Origin of the sequence: Caproiciproducens lactatisolvens (assembly GCF_052443335.1) — a bacterium.
Taxonomy (GTDB): Bacteria; Bacillota; Clostridia; order Oscillospirales; family Acutalibacteraceae; genus Caproiciproducens.
The window spans coordinates 1,442,335-1,465,134 of record NZ_CP195750.1 but is presented as its reverse complement, the minus strand read 5'-3'; the positions used below and the strand labels follow the sequence as shown (position 1 = coordinate 1,465,134).

Sequence of the window (22,800 nt, the reverse complement as noted above, 5' to 3'; positions counted from 1 at the left end):
TGACAGCCGCCGCTGCAGTACTGCAGCGGCGGCTGTTTTCATACAATGCCGGTTATTTTTTCAGTTCAAACCGCGCGACCCTGTCGCGGAGCAGACCGGCCTGAGCGGACAGTTCTTCCGCGGCGGCGGCGCTTTCCTCCGCAGTTGCCGAATTGTTCTGGACCACCGCTGAAATCTGCGAAACACCCACATCGATCTGTTCAATGAAATTGGCCTGCTCGCTTGAAGCGGCGGCGATCTGCGTGACCAGATGATTGACTTCCGTGGATTTCTGAACGATCTGATTGAGCAGGTCCGCCGTTCTATCGGCGATTTTGGTTCCGTTGTCCACAGCCCTGACGGAATCCTCAATCAGCGTGGTGGTATGCTTCGCCGCCTCCGCGCTCTTGCTGGCGAGGTTTCTGACTTCGTCGGCCACCACGGCAAAGCCCCTGCCGGCCGCACCCGCCCTGGCCGCTTCCACCGCGGCGTTCAGCGCCAGAATATTGGTCTGGAAAGCGATATCGTCAATGGTTTTAATGATCTTTGTAATTTCGTCGGACGATACCCGAATGCGGTCGATCGCCCCGGTCATCTCCCCGATTGTCTGTTTGCCAATATCCAGCTGCCGTTCCGCGTCCTGCGCAAGCTGTTTGGCGTTGCCCGCGTTCTCCGCATTCTGTTTGACCTGCCGCGATACTTCATTGATGGAGGCCGACAGCTCTTCCAAAGAGCCCGCCTGTTCGGTCGCCCCGCTGGAAAGCGCCTGCGCCCCGTTGGCGATTTCGCCCGCCCCGCTGGCTACCTGCTGGGCCGCCACTTCAATTTCCCCGAACACCTTATTCAGAGAATCAATGATTTCCAGAAGCGCCTTTTTAATAGGGGCAAAATCCCCGACATAGTCCTGCTCAACTTTCAGACGCAGGTTTCCGTTGGACATATTGACAAGCACGTCGGATATTTCCTCTATGTAACTGCTCAGCTTTCCGGAAGTATCTTTGAAAATAGCCGCCAGTTCGCCGAGTTCGTCCCTCGTATGTACCTCAATATCGGAATGGAGCTTTCCGTTTCCCATATCCGTCGACAGCGCGACAATACTGTCAATCGGAGAAAGCGACCGTCTGATCTGATAAAATACGACGGATCCGATGGCGGCGATCCCTATGAGGCCGACAATTCCGACGAGAACGATCAGGACGCTGATTTCCCTCAGGGCTTCCGACTTCTGGACAACAAACGTGCTGGTCCAGTTTTCGTCGATTCCCTCAATTTTCAGCGGCTGGGTAACCCTGAACTCCTGACTGCCTGTCTTGCCGTCGTATTTGGTCCCCGCCTTTGTCTGATCGGCCGTATTGGAAACATAGTTCGAACCGGCGGAAAGAATATAATTGCAGGAGGTGGAATATCCGCCCAAATCGTAACTGAGATGATTGATGGTATCCGTCAGGATATCGGTGTTAGCCACTCCCAGAAAATTGTTGTCCTCGTCCAGAATCGGATTGCTGATGGTAATCAGCCAGACCGTTTCCCCGGAACTCAGCTGATAGGAATACGGCTCCGAAATATGCGGCTTTTTCGTCTGTTTGCTGACCGCATAATATTCCCCGTCCTTGTAGGTACTGTAATCGCTTAACGTATCCAGCTTCTTTTCGGTGCCGAATTTATAGGCGTAATAGGACCGGCCGTCCGCGGTCTGTTCAAACATGGCGTTCGGTTCAAACGCCACATAGGCCGAAAAGATGCGCGAGTCGTCCAGATATGCGGACAGATCCTTTTTGATAAACTGATCGCGCGTATAGGAGTCCAGCTCCTTGTAGCGATAAACTTCGAGTGCCAACGCTTTTGACAGGGTCTGCATGTTGTTCAGATAGGAGGACGCCATATAGGCGTTGTTTTCAGCCAGATTATTGATATTGTTCACGACCGTTTTTTCCTGTGACGCAGACAGGTAGATGTTCAGGAACACACACAGCGCCACCATCATAACGGCAACGGCAGAAATAATCCGGAGCGGGATTTTGAATACCAGCTTATTTTTGTCGGCTTTCAGATGAATCTTTCGAAACCGAATTTTATTGAAATTCAGTTTTGGAATTTTGACTTTGGGTAATTTAATCTTTTTCATTTTTTTCTCTCCTCTCAACCGCGCCGCATCAGGGTTATAGCCGCGCCCTGATGATTAATGTTATATATCGACATCTTTTTTGCAAAATGAAGCAAGCGGGATATGAAAAAAGCATTGTTGTAAAAACTCACAACAATGCTTTGTTTTTGAAATCATTTCTATTTAATTAATAAGCGGCGCTCAACGGATTCAGTACGCCGTAGCCCTTATTTTGTATGTCGTCAATAAACTGAATGGCCTTGCCCGCTCCCAGCGCAACGCAGATCTGGGAATCCTCGGCAAGCTTCACCGGCATTTTCGCCTTTTTGGAAATCAGCGTATCGACTCCGTAAAGCTGGGCCGACCCGCCCGTCAGAATAATGCCGTCCGAATAAACGTCCCCCATCAGCTCCGGCGGCGTTTTTTCCAGCATCTCCTGAATGGTCCGGACAATCTGCATCGCCGGTTCAATCAGGGCTTCCAGCATTTCGTCGCAGGAGATATCCGTCCACTGCGGCAGCCCGGTCATTGCATTTCTGCCCTTAATTCTGTGACTGCACAGATCCTTTCTGGGATACACGCAGCCAATCGCGGTTTTTGCTTCCTCAGCCATCCGCTGACCGATAATTAAATTGTATTTTCTTCGGATATACTTGATGATTGCTTCGTCAAAGGCATTCCCGGCGACCTTAATGGAACGCGAGATCGCGATGCCGCTCAGGGAAAGCACCGCCATATCCGTCGTGCCTCCGCCGATATCGACGATCAGGGTGCCGTGCGGCGTGGAGATATCCACACCGGCGCCGAGCGCCGCGGCCACAGGTTCCTCAATCAGACAGATTTTGCGCACGCCCGCCGCGCTGATCGCGTCCACTACCGCGCGTTTCTCAACCTCTGTAATCTGGCACGGCACGCTGACGACAACGCGGGGCATAAAAACCCTGCTCCCGCTGATTTTTTTCAAATAGTTGCTGATCAGATACTGCGCCAGATCAAAATTGGAAATGACGCCGTTGCAAAGCGGATGGGAAACGGAAATCTTGTCCGAGGTACGTCCCACCATCCTGTAGGCTTCCGAGCCGATTGCCACAACTTCGTCCGTTTCCACATTAACGGCAACAACTGCCGGTTCATTAAGTATAATGCCTTTCCCGTCAAGGTAAATCTTGACGGCTGATGTACCAAGATCTATCGCAATGTCAGTACCCAGCACGTAATCACATCCAATCTATATTCATTTTATTATATTATTACAAAATCAGAAATTTTTCAACTTAAAGTGCGCGGGCCACTGCAGCACACGTTATCTTCTTTGCTCCTCCGCTAAGCAGAACACAGCCGCACTCCCCCAGCGTGGCGCCGGTAGTCACAATATCGTCTATCAGCAGGATGTTTTTTCCCGATGTCTGCTCCCCGTCCTTTATCCGATAGACACCCCGGACATTGCTGCGGCGTTCCTTTTCGCTCAGCTTGTGCTGTTCCCGGTTGTTCCGGATTTTGACCAGATACTCCCGGTAAGGCAGGCCGAGGCGTTTTGCGACCGCCCTTGCCAAAAGCTCCGACTGATTATAGCCTCTCGCTTTATAGCGCTCCCCGGAGATGGGAACGGACGTAACGGAATCGAACCGCGCTTTGGGAAAGCTTTTTCCGATTTGCGCGGACATGCCCTCCGCATAAAAATCAGCAAAATCCTTTTGCCCGTAAAATTTGAACCGGAGAATGGATTCCCGGATTTTTCCGCTGTATAAATAGGGTGCGGTACATAAAATAGTTTCACCGGAACCCGGCAGATAAATGCATTTTTCGCCGGAGGTATATGAAATTTCTTTTTCGCATTTTTCACATATGGATTGCCCGGATGGAACGATCCCGCGGCAGAAAATGCACTTCGGCGGAAAAATCATATCCAGAAGCACGGAAAAAAGCTTAGCACTCATTCTGCGCGCCTCCGGTCAGAAAATAGTAGAGTCCGGAGTACCGGCGCATTTTTTTATCGTTTTCAACCATGTGCTGAATCGCTTTCTGCGACCCGACAAGAATCAAAAGGGACTTTGCACGCGTAATCGCGGTATACAGCAAATTTCTGTAGGAAAGCTGAGGCGCTCCCTGAAACATGGGCATCACAACGGCGGTGAATTCGTTTCCCTGGCTCTTGTGCACCGTCATGGCATAGGCAAGCTCCAGCTCCGCCGCGGTCTCCAGCTCGTAAAGCACCATGCGGTCATCCATCTGCACCGTAACGGTGGAAGCCCGGCGGTCAATGCCGCACAGAATGCCGAGATCGCCATTAAAAACGCCCTCCCCGCTTGTCCCATCCGGTTTCACCCAGGCCAGGTTATAGTCGTTTTTGATCTGCATCACCTTGTCGCCCTCCCGGAACAGGGTGCCGTTAATGGTGATTTCATTTTTCGTTTTCTCCGGAGGATTGATCACTGCCTGCAGCTTTTTGTTGAGCTCCACGGTACCCAGTTCCCCTTTTCTGGAAGGAGACAGTACCTGGATATCCGACAAAGGCGAGTATCCGTAGCTTGCGGGCAGACGGGCCGCACACAAATCAACAATCGTGGAACTGATTTCTGCGGGGCTTCCGTACGGCAGAAAGAAAAAGTCGCTGTTTCTGACGGAAAGCTCCGGCATCTGTCCTTTTACAATTCTGTGCGCGTTCATAACAATCAGGCTTTGCATGGATTGGCGGAAAATCTGATTGAGCTGGACAACGGGCAGCAGTCCGGTGGCGATCAGATCGCCCAGCACGTTGCCCGGCCCGACGCAGGGCAGCTGGTCGCAGTCGCCGACCATGATGAGACGGCAGCCGAGCGGCAGGGCGCGCAGAACCGCCTCGAAAATATTGGCATCCACCATGGACAGCTCGTCAATGACCAGCGCGTCGCATTCCAGAAGATTTTTCTCGTTTTTGGAAAAGACAGGCAGATCGTTTTCATCCCATTCCACCTGCAGCAGGCGGTGGATCGTTTTCGCGTCCTGTCCTGTCAGCTCGGACATCCGCTTGGCCGCTCTGCCGGTCGGCGCGGCAAGCAGAACCTTCTCCCCCTTCGTCTCCAGAATCTTGATGATCGCGTTGAGGGTGGTGGTTTTTCCGGTTCCCGGTCCCCCCGTCAGAATCAGCATTCCCTTGGAAAGAGCCTCTTTTATCGCCTGCTTTTGCCCGTCGGCGTACTGAATCTGAAACGTTTCCTCAATATTTGAGATATAATTGTCGATTCCAAGGATGGACTGCGCCGGAAAGCGAAGCATCATGTTCAGCCTTCCCGCGGAGTACAGCTCGGACCGGTACAGCTTGGGGGTAAAAATATACTCCCGGCCATCAAAAAGGACGGCGCAGACAGACGCTTCCGCCTTCAGGGCTTCCAGCGTGTCAAAGGCCTGCTCCGGCCCAATGCCGAGCATCTTCTGCGCGGCGGTCAGAAGCTTGTCCGCGGGCAGGCAGGTGTGGCCATTGCTGATATTGTGCTTCAGAACGTGCAGAATGCCTGCGCGGACCCTGCAGCCGTCGTCCTGCGGCCGCTCAAGCGAAGCGGCAATATCGTCGGCACGCTCAAAGCCGATTTCCAGCCCGTCCCCGCACAGGCAGTAGGGATCCTCCTGCACGCGCTCCGCGGCCTGCGGGCCATAGAGCTTCCAGACTCTGACGGCCTCGTCGGGCGAAATGCCGAAGCTGCTCAAATACAGCATGATTTCCCGGATGCCGTGTATCTTTTTGAACTCATCGCCCATTTTTTTCGCCTTTGCCCTGGTAATGCCCTTAATGGCGCAAAGGCGCTCCGGTTCCTCTTCCAGCACCTGCAACGCGTTCATGCCGAACATGTCCACAATTTTCCCGGCGGTAGCCGGGCCGATGCCCTTAACAGCGCCCGACGAAAGATATTTCAGCATAGCGGCCGCAGTGGAGGGCTTCGAGCGCTCAAAGCCCTCCACCTTAAACTGGGTCCCGTAGTTCGGATTGTTGATCCAGCCGCCCACAACGCGCACTTCCTCGCCCGCGCCGACCAGCGGCATCGTGCCCACGGCCGTAACCAATTCTTCCCCGTTATTGATTTCTATAATCGCATATCCGTTCTTCTCATTTTTAAAAATGACCTGTTCTACCGAACCGGCCATTTCCAGCATCTGATCTTCCCGCATGAAACTCCCTCGTATTTTATGATTCATAAATTCAGTATAATACATGAGCTATGTATTTGCAAATTTATTGACATAGAATATCCGGCAGTTCTTTGGGAGTACAGACCTCTACCCCGGGGTTCCGGTTGGAAATAATTCTGCATACCACGTTTGTTTCTTCATCCATTCCCTTGTCAAGACAAATCAGCATTTTTTCATCTCCGCGGATCCATTTCAGTCTTTCGATCGCGCTTTCCAGCAGCATTTCGGCGCCTTCATCGTGGCCTTCCACGGAAACGACCAGATAAAGCTTGCCCGGACGGGAGGGCCTGAGCATCCAGAAAATAATATTCCTGACGATTTCAGCGGCGCCGATGATGGCCAGAAGAACAAAAGCGATTTTTGCAAGGATCTCAAGCATAAAAAGTCACCTCAACACAGTTTATGTGCCGAGGCGACCAAATGCTATGCTTATTTTGCCAATGCGGCTTTTAGAGCGTCGACCTTGTCGCGCTTTTCCCACGCAACGTTCAGGTCCTCACGGCCCATATGGCCGTAATTGGAAATCGCGCGGTAAATAGGACGGCGAAGATTCAGGTTATGAATAATCGCCGTGGGACGAAGGTCAAACACCTTTTCCACCGCCGCCGCGAGCTCGTCGTTGCTGTATTGGGAAGTGCCGAACGTATCCACCATAATGGAAACGGGTCTTGCCACGCCGATCGCATAGGCGATCTGAATTTCACACTTTTTCGCCAGGCCCGCCGCAACAACATTCTTTGCCGCGTAGCGCGCCGCGTAAGCCGCGGAACGGTCGACTTTGGTAGGATCCTTTCCTGAGAAAGCGCCGCCTCCGTGCCTGCCGTAGCCGCCGTAAGTGTCAACGATGATTTTTCTTCCGGTCAGTCCGCTGTCGCCCACCGGACCGCCTATCACAAAACGGCCAGTCGGGTTGACAAAGAACTTTGTCTTGTCATCCAGCCATTTTTCTGGGATCACCGCTTTTATCACACGCTCGATAATATCCTTTCTGATTCGCTCCAGAGTGACGTCGGGGTCATGCTGGGTGGAAACGACAACGGTGTCCACGCGCACCGGTTCGTCCCCGTCGTACTCCACGGTTACCTGTGTTTTGCCGTCCGGCCGCAGATAGGACAGGGTACCGTCCTTTCTGACCTGGCTCAGGCGCTTCGACAGCCTGTGCGCCAGTGAGATGGCAAGCGGCATCAGCTCCGGCGTTTCGTCGCAGGCGTATCCGAACATCATGCCCTGGTCGCCCGCGCCGGTCACATCGTTTGCGTCCGTCGCGCCCTGCTTCGCCTCATAGGACTGATTGACACCCATCGCGATATCGGGCGACTGGATATCGATGGAGGTGATCACGCCGCAGGTGTTGCCGTCAAAACCGCAGGCGGGGTCGTCGTAGCCGATGTCCTTGACTACCTGCCGTGCAATCGACGCAATATCCACATAGCAGTCGGTAGAAATCTCTCCCATGACATGGATTACGCCGGTGGTGGCCGTTACTTCACACGCAACGTGGGCTTCCGGGTCCTGTGCAATAATTTCATCCAGCACAGCGTCCGCAATCTGGTCGCAGAGTTTGTCCGGATGGCCTTCCGTTACTGATTCCGATGTAAAAAAATGTCTTGCCATTGAGCAATCCTCCTAAAATAAAAATAAAAAGAAAATGCCGTCCGGAAAATCCGAACGGCGTGTATAATTACCTCATCTTTCGGCTTTACCGCAGGAATTAGCACCTTACGCTTTGTAGGTTGCCGGACATCATAGGGCCTGTTCCCTCCGTCACTCTTGATAAGGGCATATTTAATTTTCAATATGATTATAACATACATTACATTGATCGTAAAGAACAAAAATAGGCAAAGTGCATGTCCCTGACTGGGGATAAACTGTACGGTTTCAATAAAGAATTATCTTCTGCCGATTCTGTTGTGCAGAATCGGGCTGACACGCTTATAGGTCAGCATGGTCACAGCGGAGACCAGCACCCCCTTCAGCAGGTTGAACGGCGCTACCGCAAGCATGACAAAGGATGTAAGATCGTTGATGGAAGGATTGACCGCGTGGCCCATCGCGACAAGCGCGTCCAGCGGCATATTAAACACCTTGGCGTAAAACGGCAGCAGCACAAAAGCGTTCAGCAGGCTTCCCGCCACAATCAGCGTAAACGTACCGACCGCCATACCGATCAGCGCGCTTTTCTTCGACTTATGGTGTCTGTAGATCAATGCGCTGGGAATGACAAACGAACAGCCGATGATAAAGTTCGCGATATCGCCGACTCCGCCCGTCGAGCTTCCGTGAATGATAAGGTAGAGCAATATCTTGACCAGTTCAATGACAACGCCGGCAAAGGGGCCCATGGCAAAGCTTCCGATCAAAACGGGAAGCTCGCTCAGATCGATTTTATAAAAGCTGGGCGCAAACCAGAGCGGTATTTCCACGACCATCAGGACGGCGGCGATTGCGGACAGAATTCCGATTTGCGCGATGCCTCTGGTATCCAATAATTTCGCTGACTTTTTTTCATTTGTAATCGTATTCATGATTTCTCCTATCTTCTTCATAAGTATTTTCGCTTCGGCACTAAAGCGGAGTGAAAAGGATGCAGGGAACACGCGGGTTACTTCATCTTCCTCATTTAAAAACTCCTTTTCTTAGTTGCCAACGAAAAAAAAGTCCCACAGTAAAAACTGCGGGACGAAAGCATACGCAAATACGCGCAATCTTCTTCCATCCGGACTATACCGTCGGCTTTGGAATCAAACCAAATCAGCTTTCGCTCGCGGGCTCGTCGGCTTACGCCGCTTTACCGCCGGTGGGGAATTACACCCCGCCCCGAAGACAACTTTATTTAATTTATATTATTATAGCACTATGAAAATTGTGTGTCAATCTTTCTGCAGATATTCTTTTGGAATACTCTGATTGACAATATTGTTGATGTATTTCAGGCTGAACGCCGGAGTATAACGCTTTACGCCGTGAACGGTGGCCAGAGCATCCGTGTACTGACTAAGCGGATAGATCGTAATGCCTGCGCATCCCTTGCCGTAGTGCGTGACGATCGGCTTGAATTTCATATCCGTAAAGGTCGTTTTGTCCGTTGTAAAATCCTTGGTCATTGTAACGGTCAGAATGCCGCTGACCATATTGTCCCCGCTCTGCTGGGCGGAAACAAGGTTGCCGAACGCAAAAATGACCGGGCACTGCGTCCCGTCCTTCCGGGTCAGGACCGTCAGCTTCTGCAAAACATGGGGGTGATTTCCGAAAATGATATCCGCTCCCCAATCGACCATATTCTGCGCAAGCGTTTTCTGCTTGTCCGAAAGCGTATAGGTATTCTCATTTCCCCAATGCACGGAGATAACCACGACGTCCGCCATTGATCTTGCTTTTTTGATCAGTTTTTCTATCAGTTCGGTTTCGTTTGCGTAAATCAGCCGGTATTTGGAATTTTTGGGAAGATAAAGCCCGTTTGTCATTTCCGTAATGCCGATATGGGCGGTTTTGATTCCCTTCGACTCCACGATCCGGATATTCTGCAAATCTTCCTCATCGCGGTAGGCGCCCACGACCTTTACGGACGGTTTGGTCGCCCAGTAGTCCAGTGTGGCGGCAAGGCCCGCTTCGTTTTTGTCCAAAACATGGTTGTTGGCGTGATTAATGACGTCAAACCCCAGATTGACCAGCTCGTCCCCCAATTCCGTAGGTGAGTTGAAGCGCGGATAACCCGACGGCGGCGCGATTTTTCCCGCAATCGGTGTTTCCTGATTGATGACGGAGATGTCCGCGTTCTTGATATCCGCCGCTATGCGCGTATAAACCGGAGAAAAATCAAAGCCCTTCCCTCCCGTCCGGCTCTGCGCCTGCTTATAGATCACATCGTGAATCAGGTCGTCGCCGACGCCCAGAATCGTAATGGAAACCGGCTTTTGAACCGGTTTTGACTCCGCTTTTGAGACCGCTTCCGACGAAGCCGCCGCATGCACCGGCGCGGATGCGCCGGACGGCGCTTTCCCCTTTCCCTGATTCTGCAGGAATAAGACCATGGAGGCAACACAGGCGCCTGCCAGAATCACAGCCAGACACACACGGAAAACGACCCGGGATAGATTGTTTTGATCCTTCTTCATATAAAAACCCCTAAATAGTGATTTGAATACTTCCCCGCCAGGCGGTTCAGTATGTTTTTCTTCAATAAAAATGCGATATTTTATTGAATTCACGTTTTATTTTTCTACATTATAACATGGCTGCCGGCAGAAAGCTACTTTTTACCCGCACAAACACACCCGTTCAAAACACAAAAAGGCCCTGCCCTTTCGGGCAAGGCCTTAACAAACAAGAGTCACAGATTACTGAGCGTTGATCTTGATAACAACGCCGGAGCCAACTGTGTGGCCGCCTTCACGGATAGCGAAGCGGAGGCCCTCTTCAATAGCGATCGGAGTGATCAGCTCAACGTCCATTTCGACGTTATCGCCGGGCATGCACATCTCAGTGCCTTCCGGAAGAGAGATAACACCTGTAACGTCTGTGGTTCTGAAATAGAACTGAGGACGATAGTTGTTGAAGAAAGGAGTATGACGGCCGCCTTCATCCTTGGTCAGGACGTAAACCTGGCCGCGGAATTTTGTGTGCGGATGAATGGTTCCCGGCTTTGCAAGAACCTGGCCGCGCTCAATTTCCGTTCTCTGGATACCACGGAGAAGAACACCGACATTATCGCCGGCCTCTGCGAAGTCAAGGGTCTTTTTGAACATTTCCAGACCTGTGATAACGGACTTTCTGCGCTCTTCGGTCAGACCGATGATCTCAACTTCTTCGCCGACCTTAGCCATACCGCGCTCGACCCTGCCGGTAGCAACAGTACCACGGCCGGTAATGGTGAAGACGTCTTCAACAGGCATAAGGAAAGGAAGGTCGGATTTACGCTCAGGAGTCGGGATGAAGCTGTCGACAGCGTCCATCAGCTCATGAATGCATTTGTACTCCGGTGCGTCCGTATCCGTAGATTTGGATTCGAGAGCTTCAAGGGCGGAGCCGCGGATGACCGGTGTGTCGTCGCCCGGGAACTCGTACTCGTTCAGAAGGTCACGGATTTCCATTTCAACAAGATCAAGGAGCTCGGGATCGTCAACCTGGTCGACCTTGTTCATGAATACAACAATATAAGGCACGCCAACCTGACGGGCCAGAAGGATGTGCTCTCTGGTCTGCGGCATCGGGCCGTCAGCAGCGGAAACAACAAGGATAGCACCGTCCATCTGTGCAGCGCCGGTGATCATGTTCTTTACATAGTCGGCGTGGCCCGGGCAGTCAACGTGAGCATAGTGACGGGCAGCCGTCTGATACTCAACGTGAGAAGTATTGATGGTAATACCGCGCTCTCTCTCTTCAGGAGCCTTATCAATATTTGCATAGTCAACGAAATCAGCCTCACCGCTGAAGTTAAGGACCTTGGTAATCGCCGCGGTCAACGTGGTCTTGCCATGGTCAACGTGGCCGATAGTACCAATGTTTACGTGGGGTTTTGTTCTGTCAAATTTTGCTTTTGCCATTGGAATTCCTCCTTTTTATTTACACGATAATAATTTTAACGATTCAGCTATGCCTATCATTTTATCAATAACATCAATAAAAATCAAGCGTATTTTTACAAGTTATTCGGACTTTTTGCTGCGTGAAGAAATAATGTTTTCCGAAACCGACTTCGGCACTTCCGTAGAAGTGGCGGGTTCCATGACGTACTGGCCTCTGCCCTGTGTCTTGGAACGCATATCGGTTGCGTAGCCAAACATTTCAGAAAGCGGAACATGCGCCCTGATCTGCTCTGCCCCCGGAATCGCATCCATGCCTTCGATCATGCCGCGGCGGGAGTTCAAATCGCCGATGATGTCGCCCATGTACTCCTCTGGCACGGTAACGGTAACCTTCATGATCGGTTCCAGAATGACCGGATTCGCCTTTCTCATAGCCTCTTTGAAAGCCATGGAACCGGCGATTTTAAACGCCATTTCGGAGGAGTCGACCTCGTGGTAAGAGCCATCGTAAAGGGTTACCTTGGTGTCGACTACCGGATAGCCGGCGAGAACGCCGGTGAGCATAGCGCCCTGAATACCCTGGTCAACGGCAGGGATATATTCCTTCGGGATCGCGCCGCCGACGACGGCGTTGACAAACTCGTAGCCTTTGCCCGGATTCGGCTCAATGCGGATCTTAACGTGGCCGTACTGGCCGCGGCCGCCGGACTGACGGGCATACTTGGTGTCGACGTCCGCATTTCCGCGGATGGTTTCCTTATAGGATACCTGCGGCTTGCCGACGTTCGCTTCCACATGGAACTCTCGCAGCAGTCTGTCGACAATGATCTCAAGGTGAAGCTCGCCCATGCCCGCGATGATCGTCTGACCCGTTTCCTCATTGGTATATGCCTTAAAGGTAGGATCTTCTTCCGCAAGCTTTGCGAGGGCAATGCCCATTTTTTCCTGGCCGGCCTTTGTCTTCGGCTCAATTGCGACTTCAATAACCGGATCCGGGAATTCCATGGATTCAAGAACAACCGGATGCTTTTCATCACAAAGCGTATCACCTGTGGTGGTGTTTTTCAAACCAACCGCAGCCGCAATATCACCGGCATAAACAACGTCGATATCCTGACGGTGATTGGCGTGCATCTGAAGAATACGGCCCAGACGTTCGTTGTTATCCTTGGTCGAGTTGTAAACGCTGGAGCCGGCCTGAATGGAGCCGGAGTAGACGCGGAAGAAGCACAGCTTTCCGACATACGGATCCGTGGCAATCTTAAACGCCAGAGCGGCGAACGGCTCTTCGTCACTGGAATGGCAGTCCTGTTCCTCGCCGGTTTCCGGATTGACACCCTTGATCGCGGGGACATCCGTCGGAGCGGGCATATAAGCGATAATAGCGTCGAGAAGCTTTTGAACGCCCTTGTTTCTGTAAGAAGTACCGCAGGTGACGGGAACCATATGGTTGGCAATCGTGGATTTACGGATTGTAGATATGATTTCTTCCTTCGTGAGGGTCTCCCCGTTCAGGTATTTTTCCATCAGAGCATCGTCCTGCTCCGCAACATGCTCAATCAGTTCGGTATGATACTTGTTGGCAAGCTCGAGCATATCCTCCGGGATATCCTCCACTTTCATGTCCTTGCCCATATCGTCGTAGTAAATATCAGCCTTCATATCGACAAGGTCGATGATGCCCTTAAAGGTATCCTCGCTGCCGATGGGGAGCTGGATCGGCACGGCATTGCACTTCAGCCGATCTTTCATCATCTGGACAACACGATAGAAATCCGCGCCCATGATGTCCATTTTATTTACATAAGCCATACGGGGGACATGATATTCCTCAGCCTGACGCCAAACCGTTTCCGACTGCGGCTCAACACCGCCCTTGGCGCAGAAAACCGTTACCGAACCGTCGAGCACGCGCAGCGAACGCTCAACTTCCACGGTAAAGTCAACGTGGCCAGGGGTGTCAATGATGTTGATCCGGTGGCCCTTCCAAAAGCAGGTAGTCGCAGCGGAGGTAATGGTAATCCCTCTCTCCTGCTCCTGCACCATCCAGTCCATGGTCGCAGCACCATCATGCACTTCGCCAATCTTATGGTTAATCCCTGTGTAATACAGGATACGTTCCGTTGTTGTTGTTTTACCGGCATCAATGTGCGCCATAATACCGATATTGCGGGTTAATTCAAGTGATACCTGCCTTGGCATAGTTTCCTCCTTAAAGTCTGAGATGTTGGGATTTGTACACTATTTCAGGTAACAGACCAACATGTGTTGGATTACCATCTGTAATGAGCAAATGCCTTATTGGCCTCCGCCATCTTATGCGTATCGTCACGCTTCTTGGCAGCGCCGCCAGCACCATTTACAGCATCAAGAATTTCACCGGCAAGTCTCTCTCTCATCGTCTTCTCAGATCTAAGTCTTGAATAGTTGGTTATCCAACGTAAGCCTAATGTTTGTCTTCTTTCAGGGCGAACCTCCATAGGAACCTGGTAGGTTGCACCGCCGACACGGCGGGCTTTGACTTCGAGGGCCGGCATAACATTTTCCATAGCGGCCTCAAAAACCTCCAAAGGCTCTTTCCCTGTTTTCTCGTTAATAATATCAAATGCGCCATAAACGATCTTCTGGGCTACGCCCTTCTTACCGTCGACCATAATATTATTGACGAGACGTGTTACAAGCTTGGAATTATACAGTGGATCGGGCAAAACGTCACGTTTTGCGATATTACCTCTTCTTGGCACTTTACTTCCCTCCTTCACATAAATGATATCACAGGTACTCGAAAGCGACAAACTCCCGTGGCCAACACAGAGGCGTTTCTATATGAAAAACGCCGCTGCATTCTGTTTCAAAACATGCAGCCGTTCGGTTTCTGTCAATTTAAACTACCTTATTTTTTCGCAGCCTTCGCCGCGCCGGCCTTCGGCCGCTTTGCGCCATACTTGGAACGAGCCTGCATACGCTGTGCTACACCCTGCGCGTCAAGCGTACCGCGGATAATGTGGTAACGCACGCCAGGCAGGTCCTTCACACGGCCGCCGCGGATCATCACGACACTGTGTTCCTGAAGATTATGGCCGACACCGGGGATATAAGCACTGACTTCAATTCCGTTGGAAAGCCTGACTCTGGCGATCTTTCTGAGCGCGGAGTTCGGTTTCTTCGGAGTCGCGGTCTTTACCGTTGTGCAGACACCACGTTTTTGCGGGGAATCCTGATCAATGGAAATACGTTTCTTGGAATTCCAGCCCTTCAAAAGCGCAGGGGCTTTCGCCTTTGCTACAGCAACTTCTCTGCCCGTATGGACTAACTGGTTAAATGTTGGCATAAGACACCTCCTCACATCAATTTTATTATGTTAAGCGAATAGATAGTATATCCGCCGTAACAGTAAAATAATCTTTAAACAACTTATTCCTGTCCTGAAGGATCAGCCTCAGAACAGGAATGAAGCGCTCAATCAGTAAACCATCACAATTGTTTATTATAAGGCTACACCGCGTCGTTTGTCAAGTCTTGATTTACGGGCTCTATCCTCACGTCGCTGTAGCATTTCATACCCGTACCGGCGGGGATCAGCTTGCCGATAATGACATTTTCCTTCAGTCCGAGCAGCGGGTCGACCTTTCCCTTGATTGCGGCGTCGGTCAGGACACGCGTCGTCTCCTGGAAGGAGGCGGCCGACAGGAAAGAATCGGTGGCGAGCGAAGCCTTTGTAATACCAAGCAGAACCGGTGAAGCGGTAGCTTCTCTCAAGTCCGTCTCGCCGTTTTTGATACGGTCGCGGATGACCTGGTTCTCTGTTTCCAGCTCCGCCTTCTCAATCAGCGAGCTCGGCAGAAGCGTGGTATCACCGGAGTCCTCGATCTTGACCTTCTTCATCATCTGGCGGACAATGACCTCAATATGCTTATCGTTGATATCAACGCCCTGCATCCGGTAAACGCGCTGGACTTCCTCAATGAGGTAGTCCTGAACGGCGTGGGTACCGCTGATTGCAAGAACGTCGTGAGGATTGACGGAGCCTTCGGTCACCCTTGTTCCAGCCTTGATCAGCTGACCTTCCGCGACAATCACGCGGGAGCCGTACGGGATCAGGTAGGACTTGGAATCGCCCGTTTCGGAGTTCGTCACGACGACATGGCGGTTCTTCTTGATCTCCTCAAAGGAAATTGAGCCGGCTATCTCACTGATAATGGCAAGATGCTTTGGCTTGCGGCCTTCGAAAAGCTCTTCAACACGCGGCAGACCCTGTGTAATATCTTCCGAGCTGGCGACACCGCCGGTGTGGAAGGTTCTCATGGTCAGCTGTGTGCCCGGCTCGCCGATGGACTGCGCCGCGATAATTCCGACCGCTTCGCCGACCGCGACCGTCTGGCCGTTCGCAAGGTTCGCGCCGTAGCATTTCTTGCAGACGCCGTGCTTCGCGCAGCAGTTCAGCACGGAACGGATTTTAATATGCTCTACGCCGCTCTTGACAATCACGTCGGCGTCCTGGTCGTTCATCAGCTTATCCTTGGAAACAAGGACTTCGCCCGTCTTCTTATCGACAAAATCATCGACAAGATATCTCCCGAGCAGACGCTCATGAAGGGTCTCGATCGCTTCCTTGCCCTCGCGGATGTCGTATACCTCAAGGCCGTCGGTTGCGCCGCAGTCGTCCTCACGAATGATGACGTCCTGGGAAACGTCGACCAGGCGGCGGGTCAGGTAGCCGGAGTCGGCCGTTCTCAGAGCGGTGTCCGCCAAGCCCTTTCTGGCGCCGCGGGAGGAAATGAAGTATTCCAGAATGTTCAGGCCTTCACGGTAGTTGGCCCTGATCGGAATTTCAATGGTTTTACCGGATGTGTTGGCAATCAGTCCGCGCATACCGGCCAGCTGGCGAATCTGGCTCATGGAGCCACGGGCCCCGGAATCCGCCATCATGAAAATCGGGTTGTAGCGGTCCAGGTTCTTCTGCAGCGCAACGGAAACATCCTCCGTCGCCTTTGCCCAGGTTTTCAAAACCGCGTTGTAACGCTCATTGTCGGAAAGAAGGCCCATCTTGAACTGGCCGTCAACATTATCGATCTGCTTTTCGGCGGTTTCAATGATCTGCTTTTTCTCCGGCGGAATCGTCGCGTCGCTGACGGCGACCGTAATCGCGCTCAGGGTGGAGTATTTATAGCCCTGCGCCTTGATGCTGTCCAGCACGTCGGCCGTCTGAGCGGTGCCGTGCGCCTTGATGCATTTGTCAATAATGGCGCCCAGCTGCTTTTTGCCGACCAGAAAATCGATTTCATACTTAAACAGGTTATCCGGATTGGAACGGTCGACGTAGCCCAGATCCTGCGGAATCGGCCTGTTGAAGATCATACGGCCAACGGTGGTGTCCACCAGCCGGGAAACCTCTTCCCTGTTGATTTCCATTGTTCTGCGGACCTTGATCTTAGCGTGAAGGCCGACGATCTTGGAATCATAGGCCATAATGGCTTCGTTATAATCTCTGAATACTTTGCCTTCGCCGGGTTCCCCGTCCTTTTCCAAAGTAAGGTAATAGGAACCCAGCACCATATCCTGTGTAGGAACGGTAACGGGGCGTCCGTCGGAAGGCTTCAGCAGATTGCCTGCGGCCAGCATCAGGAAACGGGCCTCAGCCTGCGCCTCTGCGGAAAGCGGAACGTGAACAGCCATCTGGTCGCCGTCGAAGTCCGCGTTATAAGCCGTACAGGCCAGCGGATGCAGCTTTAAGGCACGGCCCTCAACCAGTACCGGCTCAAACGCCTGAATACCGAGTCTGTGCAGCGTAGGCGCGCGGTTCAGCAGAACCGGGTGGTTCTTGATGACGATTTCCAGCGCGTCCCAAACCTCGGGTTTCGCGCGCTCCACCGCTTTTCTGGCGGCCTTGATGTTTCCGGCGGCGCCGGTTTCCACAAGGCGTTTCATGACGAAAGGCTTGAACAGCTCCAGCGCCATTTCCTTCGGAAGGCCGCACTGGTACATTTTCAACTCCGGGCCTACCACGATAACGGAACGGCCGGAATAGTCGACGCGCTTGCCCAGAAGGTTCTGGCGGAAACGTCCCTGCTTGCCTTTCAGCATGTCGGAAAGGGATTTCAGCGGACGGTTGTTCGGTCCGGTTACCGGACGGCCGCGGCGGCCGTTGTCGATCAGGGCGTCGACGGCTTCCTGCAGCATGCGCTTTTCGTTGCGGACAATGATATCGGGAGCGCCGAGCTCCAAAAGCCTTTTCAGGCGGTTGTTTCTGTTGATTACACGGCGGTAGAGGTCGTTTAAGTCGGACGTTGCGAAACGGCCGCCGTCGAGCTGTACCATCGGACGGATATCCGGCGGAATGACCGGAACCACATCGAGGATCATCCATTCCGGACGGTTGCCGGAAAGGCGGAAGGCTTCGATCACTTCCAGACGTTTCAGAATGCGGACACGCTTCTGGCCGGAAGCGCCGGCAAGCTCCGACTTGAGCTCTTCGGAAACAACGTCGAGGTCGATTTCCGCCAGAAGCTTTTTGATCGCTTCGGCACCCATGCTGGCTTCAAAGTCGTCTTCATACTTTTCACGCATATCGCGGTACTCTTTTTCGTTCAGAAGCTGCTTTTTCTGCAGCTCGCGGACGTTGCCGGGGTCCGTTACGATATACAGTGCGAAATACAGAACCTTTTCCAGCATACGGGGCGATATATCAAGGATCAGTCCCATTCGGGACGGAATCCCCTTAAAATACCAGATGTGGGAAACAGGAGCGGCCAGCTCGATGTGGCCCATGCGCTCGCGGCGAACCTTCGCCCGGGTTACTTCAACGCCGCAGCGTTCGCAAATCTTCCCTTTATAACGAATTCTCTTATACTTTCCGCAATGGCATTCCCAGTCCTTTTGGGGCCCGAAGATACGTTCACAGAAAAGACCATCGCGTTCGGGCTTGAGGGTACGATAATTGATCGTTTCCGGTTTTTTTACTTCGCCATGGGACCATTCTCTGATTTTTTCCGGTGAAGCAAGTCCGATCTTGATTGATTCAAAAACATTAAATTCCATATTGCAACCCCATTCTATTATATTTCGTCGCTGCCGTCAGAATTAAGGTCAAAGGGTTCGTCCTTATCAAATTCATCTTCCTCATCACTGTCATCGCTGGTGTCGTCTTCAATATAGTCGTCCACGTCGTCAAACAGGCTTTCGTCGTCATCCGTGTCCTCCACCGAATAGCCCTCAAGGTCGTCGGCAACATTCGGCTCGTCAAAGCTTTCGTCCGAAGGATTGAAGCCCATGTCGTCGTCATCGTCAAAGTTCTGCTTCAGATCGATTTCCTCGTTGTTCCGGTTCAGCACCTTGACGTCAAGGCCCAGGGACTGCAGTTCCTTAATCAGAACCTTAAACGATTCCGGAACGCCCGGCTTCGGAATGTTCTGGCCCTTCACGATCGCTTCGTAGGTCTTTACGCGGCCCACGACGTCGTCGGACTTGACGGTAAGAATTTCCTGCAGGGTATACGCCGCGCCGTAAGCTTCCAGCGCCCAGACTTCCATTTCGCCGAAACGCTGGCCGCCGAACTGCGCTTTGCCGCCCAGTGGCTGCTGCGTGACAAGGGAATAAGGGCCGGTGGAACGGGCATGGATTTTATCGTCAACCAGATGGTGCAGTTTCAGGTAATACATAATTCCGACGGTAACCGGGTTGTCAAAGAACTCGCCGGTACGGCCGTCCTTCAGAACGGTCTTGCCGTCCTCGCTGATGCCGGCCTTCTTAAAGCATTCGACAATGTCGTCCTCATGCGCGCCGTCGAATACCGGGGTCATGATCTTCCAGCCGAGCGCCTTTGCGGCATAGCCGAGGTGAACCTCGAGCACCTGTCCGATATTCATACGGGAAGGAACGCCCAACGGGTTCAGAACAATGTCGAGCGGGGTGCCGTCCGGCAGGAAAGGCATGTCTTCCACTGGAAGGATACGGGAAACAACGCCCTTGTTGCCATGGCGGCCGGCCATCTTATCTCCCACGGAAATTTTACGCTTCTGGGCAATATAGCAGCGGACAACCTTGTTGACGCCGGGGCTGAGCTCGTCGTGACTGTTTTCGCGGGTAAATACCTTTACATCGACCACGATACCGTATTCGCCGTGAGGCACTCTCAGAGAGGTGTCCCTCACCTCTCTGGCCTTTTCACCAAAGATGGCGCGCAGCAGGCGCTCTTCGGCGGTCAGCTCCGTCTCGCCCTTCGGCGTGACCTTACCGACAAGAATATCACCGGCACGCACCTCGGCGCCGATGCGGATGATTCCGCTTTCGTCCAGGTCGTGAAGCAGATCCTCGTTCACGTTCGGAATATCCCTTGTGATTTCCTCCGGCCCGAGCTTCGTGTCTCTGGATTCAATTTCGTATTCTTCAATATGGATGGAAGTGTAAACATCGTCGCGGACAATCTTTTCGCTGATGAGAACAGCATCCTCGTAGTTGTAGCCTTCCCATGTCATAAAGCCGATCAGGGCGTTTTTGCCCAGACTGATTTCGCCGTCCTTGGTCGCGGGGCCGTCAGCAATGACGGAACCGGCCTCCACTCTCTGGTTGACATCGACAACGGGAACCTGATTGATACATGTTCCCTGGTTGGAACGCATAAACTTAGTAACATGGTAAATTTCGACGCTGCCGTCGTCACAGGTCACCCGGATTTCATCCGCGCTTACGCTGCGGACAACACCGGAGTGTTTGGCGATCACGCATACGCCGGAGTCGACGCCGGCTTTATATTCCATGCCGGTTCCGACGATCGGAGATTCGGTTTTCAGAAGCGGAACCGCCTGCCGCTGCATGTTGGAACCCATCAGCGCGCGGTTAGCGTCGTCGTTTTCCAGGAAGGGAATCATCGCGGTGGCGACGGAAACAACCATCCTTGGCGAAACATCCATATAGTCCGCTTTTTCGCGCTCAATTTCAAGGAACTCGTCGCGGTAACGGGCGTTGACCTTGGCATTTTTGAAACGGCCCTGCTCGTCGAGCGGTTCGTTCGCCTGCGCAACGATATAATCGTCCTCAATATCCGCGGTCATATAAACCACTTCTCGGGTAACACAGCCGGTCGCTTTATCCACGCGGCGGAACGGCGCCTCAATAAAGCCGTACTCATTGATTCTGGCAAAGGTCGCCAGATAGGAAATCAGTCCGATGTTCGGACCTTCCGGCGTTTCAATCGGGCACATGCGTCCGTAGTGGCTGTAGTGGACATCACGGACTTCGAAGCCCGCGCGGTCTCTCGACAGGCCGCCGGGACCCAGGGCGGAAAGACGGCGCTTATGCGTCAGCTCCGCAAGCGGGTTCGTCTGGTCCATGAACTGCGACAGCGGGGAGGAACCGAAGAATTCCTTGATCGCCGCCACAACGGGACGGATATTGATTAAGGAATGAGGGGTCAGGACTTCCAAATCCTGTGCCTGCAACGTCATTCTTTCACGTATAACGCGCTCAAGTCTGGAAAAACCAATTCTGAACTGATTCTGAAGCAGTTCGCCGACCGAACGGATACGGCGGTTTCCCAGATGGTCGATATCGTCAAGATTGCCGAGGCCCATGGCCAGGCAGTTCATATAGTTGATCGAAGAGAAAATATCGTCGATAATGATGTGCTTCGGAATCAGCTCATCCACTCTGGTCTTAATGGTTTCTTTCAGTTCCTCGTCGGAGGAACAGGAATCCAGAATTTCAGCCAGCACGCTGAAACGCACTCTCTCGTTGATTTCGCACTCGGCTTTCGCGTCGAACTCGACAAAGTTGTTGATGTCAACCATGCCGTTGGAAATCACCTTTACCTCGCGCTCGTTGACATTGACGAACGCGATGGACACGCCGGCGTCGTCAATTTCGTGCGCCTTGTCATGAGAAAGAATTTCACCCGCTTCCGCCATCAACTCGCCGGTAAGCGGGTTGACAATGGGACGGGAAAGCTTCTGGCCGGTAATGCGTCCGGCAAGATTCAGCTTCTTATTGTATTTGTAGCGGCCGACACGGGAAAGGTCGTAGCGGCGGGCATCAAAAAACAGGCCGTTGATGTGGGACTGAGCGCTCTCAATCGTCGGCGGTTCGCTTGGCCTTAATTTTCTGTATACTTCAAAAAGAGCCTCTTCGGTGTTTTTGCAGGGATCTTTTTCAATAGTGGCGTTCATACGGTCGTCGTCGCCGAAATATTCGCGGATTTCCTCGTCGGTTCCAAGGCCGAGCGCGCGGACAAAGACCGTTACCGGAATTTTCCTGTTTTTGTCGATACGGACATAGAAAACGTCGTTGGCGTCGTTTTCATATTCCAGCCACGCGCCGCGGTTCGGGATAACGGTGGAGCTGAACAGTTCCTTGCCCGTCTTGTCATATTCCATTTTATAATAAACGCCGGGTGAACGGACCAATTGGGAAACAATCACGCGTTCCGCGCCGTTGATAACAAAAGTTCCGCTGTCCGTCATGAGCGGGAAGTCGCCCATGAAAACCTCGGATTCTTTTATTTCCCCGCTTTCCTTGTTGAGCAAGCGGGCGGTAACTCTCAGAGCGGCCGCATAGGTAGCGTCGCGCTCTTTGCATTCTTCCACACTGTAATTCGGTTTGTCGTCGTCCAGTTTGTAATTCACAAAATCCAGCACAAGATTGCCGGTATAGTCAGTAATCCCGGAAACATCTTTGAAAACCTCTTTGAGGCCTTCGTCAAGAAACCACTGATAGGAATTCTTCTGTACCTCGATCAGGTTTGGCATGTCCAAGACTTCATCAATACGCGCGAAGCTCATGCGAACATTTTTGCCTACTTGCACCGGTTTGACATTCACCATTGGCTCGATCACTCCATTCATATATTTACCATCTTCGCAATAAATAAAGCACAAAAATAAGCCGCATCCATCTCCCCTTTTGGAAGGTTTTCATGGGAACCTCTTGCCTTTTTGAAATTGTTGTGATATGATAGAGCAAGATAGACATGAGTATATGTTTCCATGATGATGCAGTATATTATTTTATTACAATATATTGTGTTTGTCAAGC

At 52.2% G+C, this 22,800-nt stretch carries 14 protein-coding genes and 2 riboswitches; all 14 genes read right to left on the bottom strand.

Annotated features, from left to right (window positions below; all coding sequences use genetic code 11):
• Positions 1 to 52 precede the first annotated feature (52 nt).
• Positions 53 to 2,104: a methyl-accepting chemotaxis protein gene (locus ACRQV7_RS07145; RefSeq protein WP_275717792.1), complete on the bottom strand. Its 2,052-nt coding sequence runs from the start codon at positions 2,102 to 2,104 to the stop codon at positions 53 to 55.
• A 166-nt stretch (positions 2,105 to 2,270) separates the two neighbouring features.
• Entirely contained in the window at positions 2,271 to 3,296 is a 1,026-nt protein-coding gene (locus ACRQV7_RS07140; protein WP_444659989.1) for a rod shape-determining protein, read from the bottom strand.
• Between the two features lie 61 nt (positions 3,297 to 3,357).
• The gene (locus ACRQV7_RS07135; protein WP_444659987.1) at positions 3,358 to 4,020 is read right to left on the bottom strand and encodes a ComF family protein; all 663 of its coding nucleotides are present in this window, start codon (positions 4,018 to 4,020) and stop codon (positions 3,358 to 3,360) included.
• On the bottom strand, positions 4,010 to 6,226 hold the full coding sequence (gene recD2 / locus ACRQV7_RS07130) for an SF1B family DNA helicase RecD2 (protein WP_444659985.1): 2,217 nt from the start codon (positions 6,224 to 6,226) through the stop codon (positions 4,010 to 4,012). Before recD2 ends, ACRQV7_RS07135 begins: the two co-directional genes overlap by 11 nt.
• Before the next feature lie 64 nt (positions 6,227 to 6,290).
• Positions 6,291 to 6,626 carry a hypothetical protein gene (locus tag ACRQV7_RS07125; RefSeq protein ID WP_444659983.1) on the bottom strand — a complete coding sequence of 112 codons (336 nt, stop codon included), beginning with the start codon at positions 6,624 to 6,626 and terminating at the stop codon, positions 6,291 to 6,293.
• Positions 6,627 to 6,676: 50 nt separating this feature from the next.
• Positions 6,677 to 7,861 carry a methionine adenosyltransferase gene (gene metK / locus ACRQV7_RS07120; RefSeq protein ID WP_275717786.1) on the bottom strand — a complete coding sequence of 395 codons (1,185 nt, stop codon included), beginning with the start codon at positions 7,859 to 7,861 and terminating at the stop codon, positions 6,677 to 6,679.
• Between the two features lie 69 nt (positions 7,862 to 7,930).
• Positions 7,931 to 8,027, bottom strand: a riboswitch (SAM riboswitch).
• A gap of 112 nt (positions 8,028 to 8,139) precedes the next feature.
• Positions 8,140 to 8,775 carry an ECF transporter S component gene (locus ACRQV7_RS07115; protein WP_275717785.1) on the bottom strand — a complete coding sequence of 212 codons (636 nt, stop codon included), beginning with the start codon at positions 8,773 to 8,775 and terminating at the stop codon, positions 8,140 to 8,142.
• 175 nt (positions 8,776 to 8,950) lie between these two features.
• A riboswitch (FMN riboswitch) is annotated at positions 8,951 to 9,079 on the bottom strand.
• Positions 9,080 to 9,120: 41 nt separating this feature from the next.
• Positions 9,121 to 10,365 (bottom strand): CapA family protein, encoded by a 1,245-nt coding sequence (locus ACRQV7_RS07110; protein ID WP_444659980.1) that lies wholly within the window; start codon positions 10,363 to 10,365, stop codon positions 9,121 to 9,123.
• A gap of 222 nt (positions 10,366 to 10,587) precedes the next feature.
• Positions 10,588 to 11,793 (bottom strand): elongation factor Tu, encoded by a 1,206-nt coding sequence (gene tuf / locus ACRQV7_RS07105; protein ID WP_444659978.1) that lies wholly within the window; start codon positions 11,791 to 11,793, stop codon positions 10,588 to 10,590.
• Between the two features lie 102 nt (positions 11,794 to 11,895).
• On the bottom strand, positions 11,896 to 13,977 hold the full coding sequence (fusA, locus tag ACRQV7_RS07100) for an elongation factor G (protein ID WP_444659976.1): 2,082 nt from the start codon (positions 13,975 to 13,977) through the stop codon (positions 11,896 to 11,898).
• 71 nt (positions 13,978 to 14,048) lie between these two features.
• Positions 14,049 to 14,519, bottom strand: a complete 471-nt coding sequence (gene rpsG / locus ACRQV7_RS07095; RefSeq protein WP_038323934.1) for a 30S ribosomal protein S7 — start codon at positions 14,517 to 14,519, stop codon at positions 14,049 to 14,051.
• Positions 14,520 to 14,668: 149 nt separating this feature from the next.
• Positions 14,669 to 15,106 (bottom strand): 30S ribosomal protein S12, encoded by a 438-nt coding sequence (gene rpsL / locus ACRQV7_RS07090; RefSeq protein ID WP_275717781.1) that lies wholly within the window; start codon positions 15,104 to 15,106, stop codon positions 14,669 to 14,671.
• 164 nt (positions 15,107 to 15,270) lie between these two features.
• Positions 15,271 to 18,813: a DNA-directed RNA polymerase subunit beta' gene (gene rpoC, locus ACRQV7_RS07085; RefSeq protein WP_444659973.1), complete on the bottom strand. Its 3,543-nt coding sequence runs from the start codon at positions 18,811 to 18,813 to the stop codon at positions 15,271 to 15,273.
• Positions 18,814 to 18,830: 17 nt separating this feature from the next.
• On the bottom strand, positions 18,831 to 22,589 hold the full coding sequence (gene rpoB / locus ACRQV7_RS07080) for a DNA-directed RNA polymerase subunit beta (protein ID WP_444660249.1): 3,759 nt from the start codon (positions 22,587 to 22,589) through the stop codon (positions 18,831 to 18,833).
• Between the last annotated feature and the right edge of the window lie 211 nt (positions 22,590 to 22,800).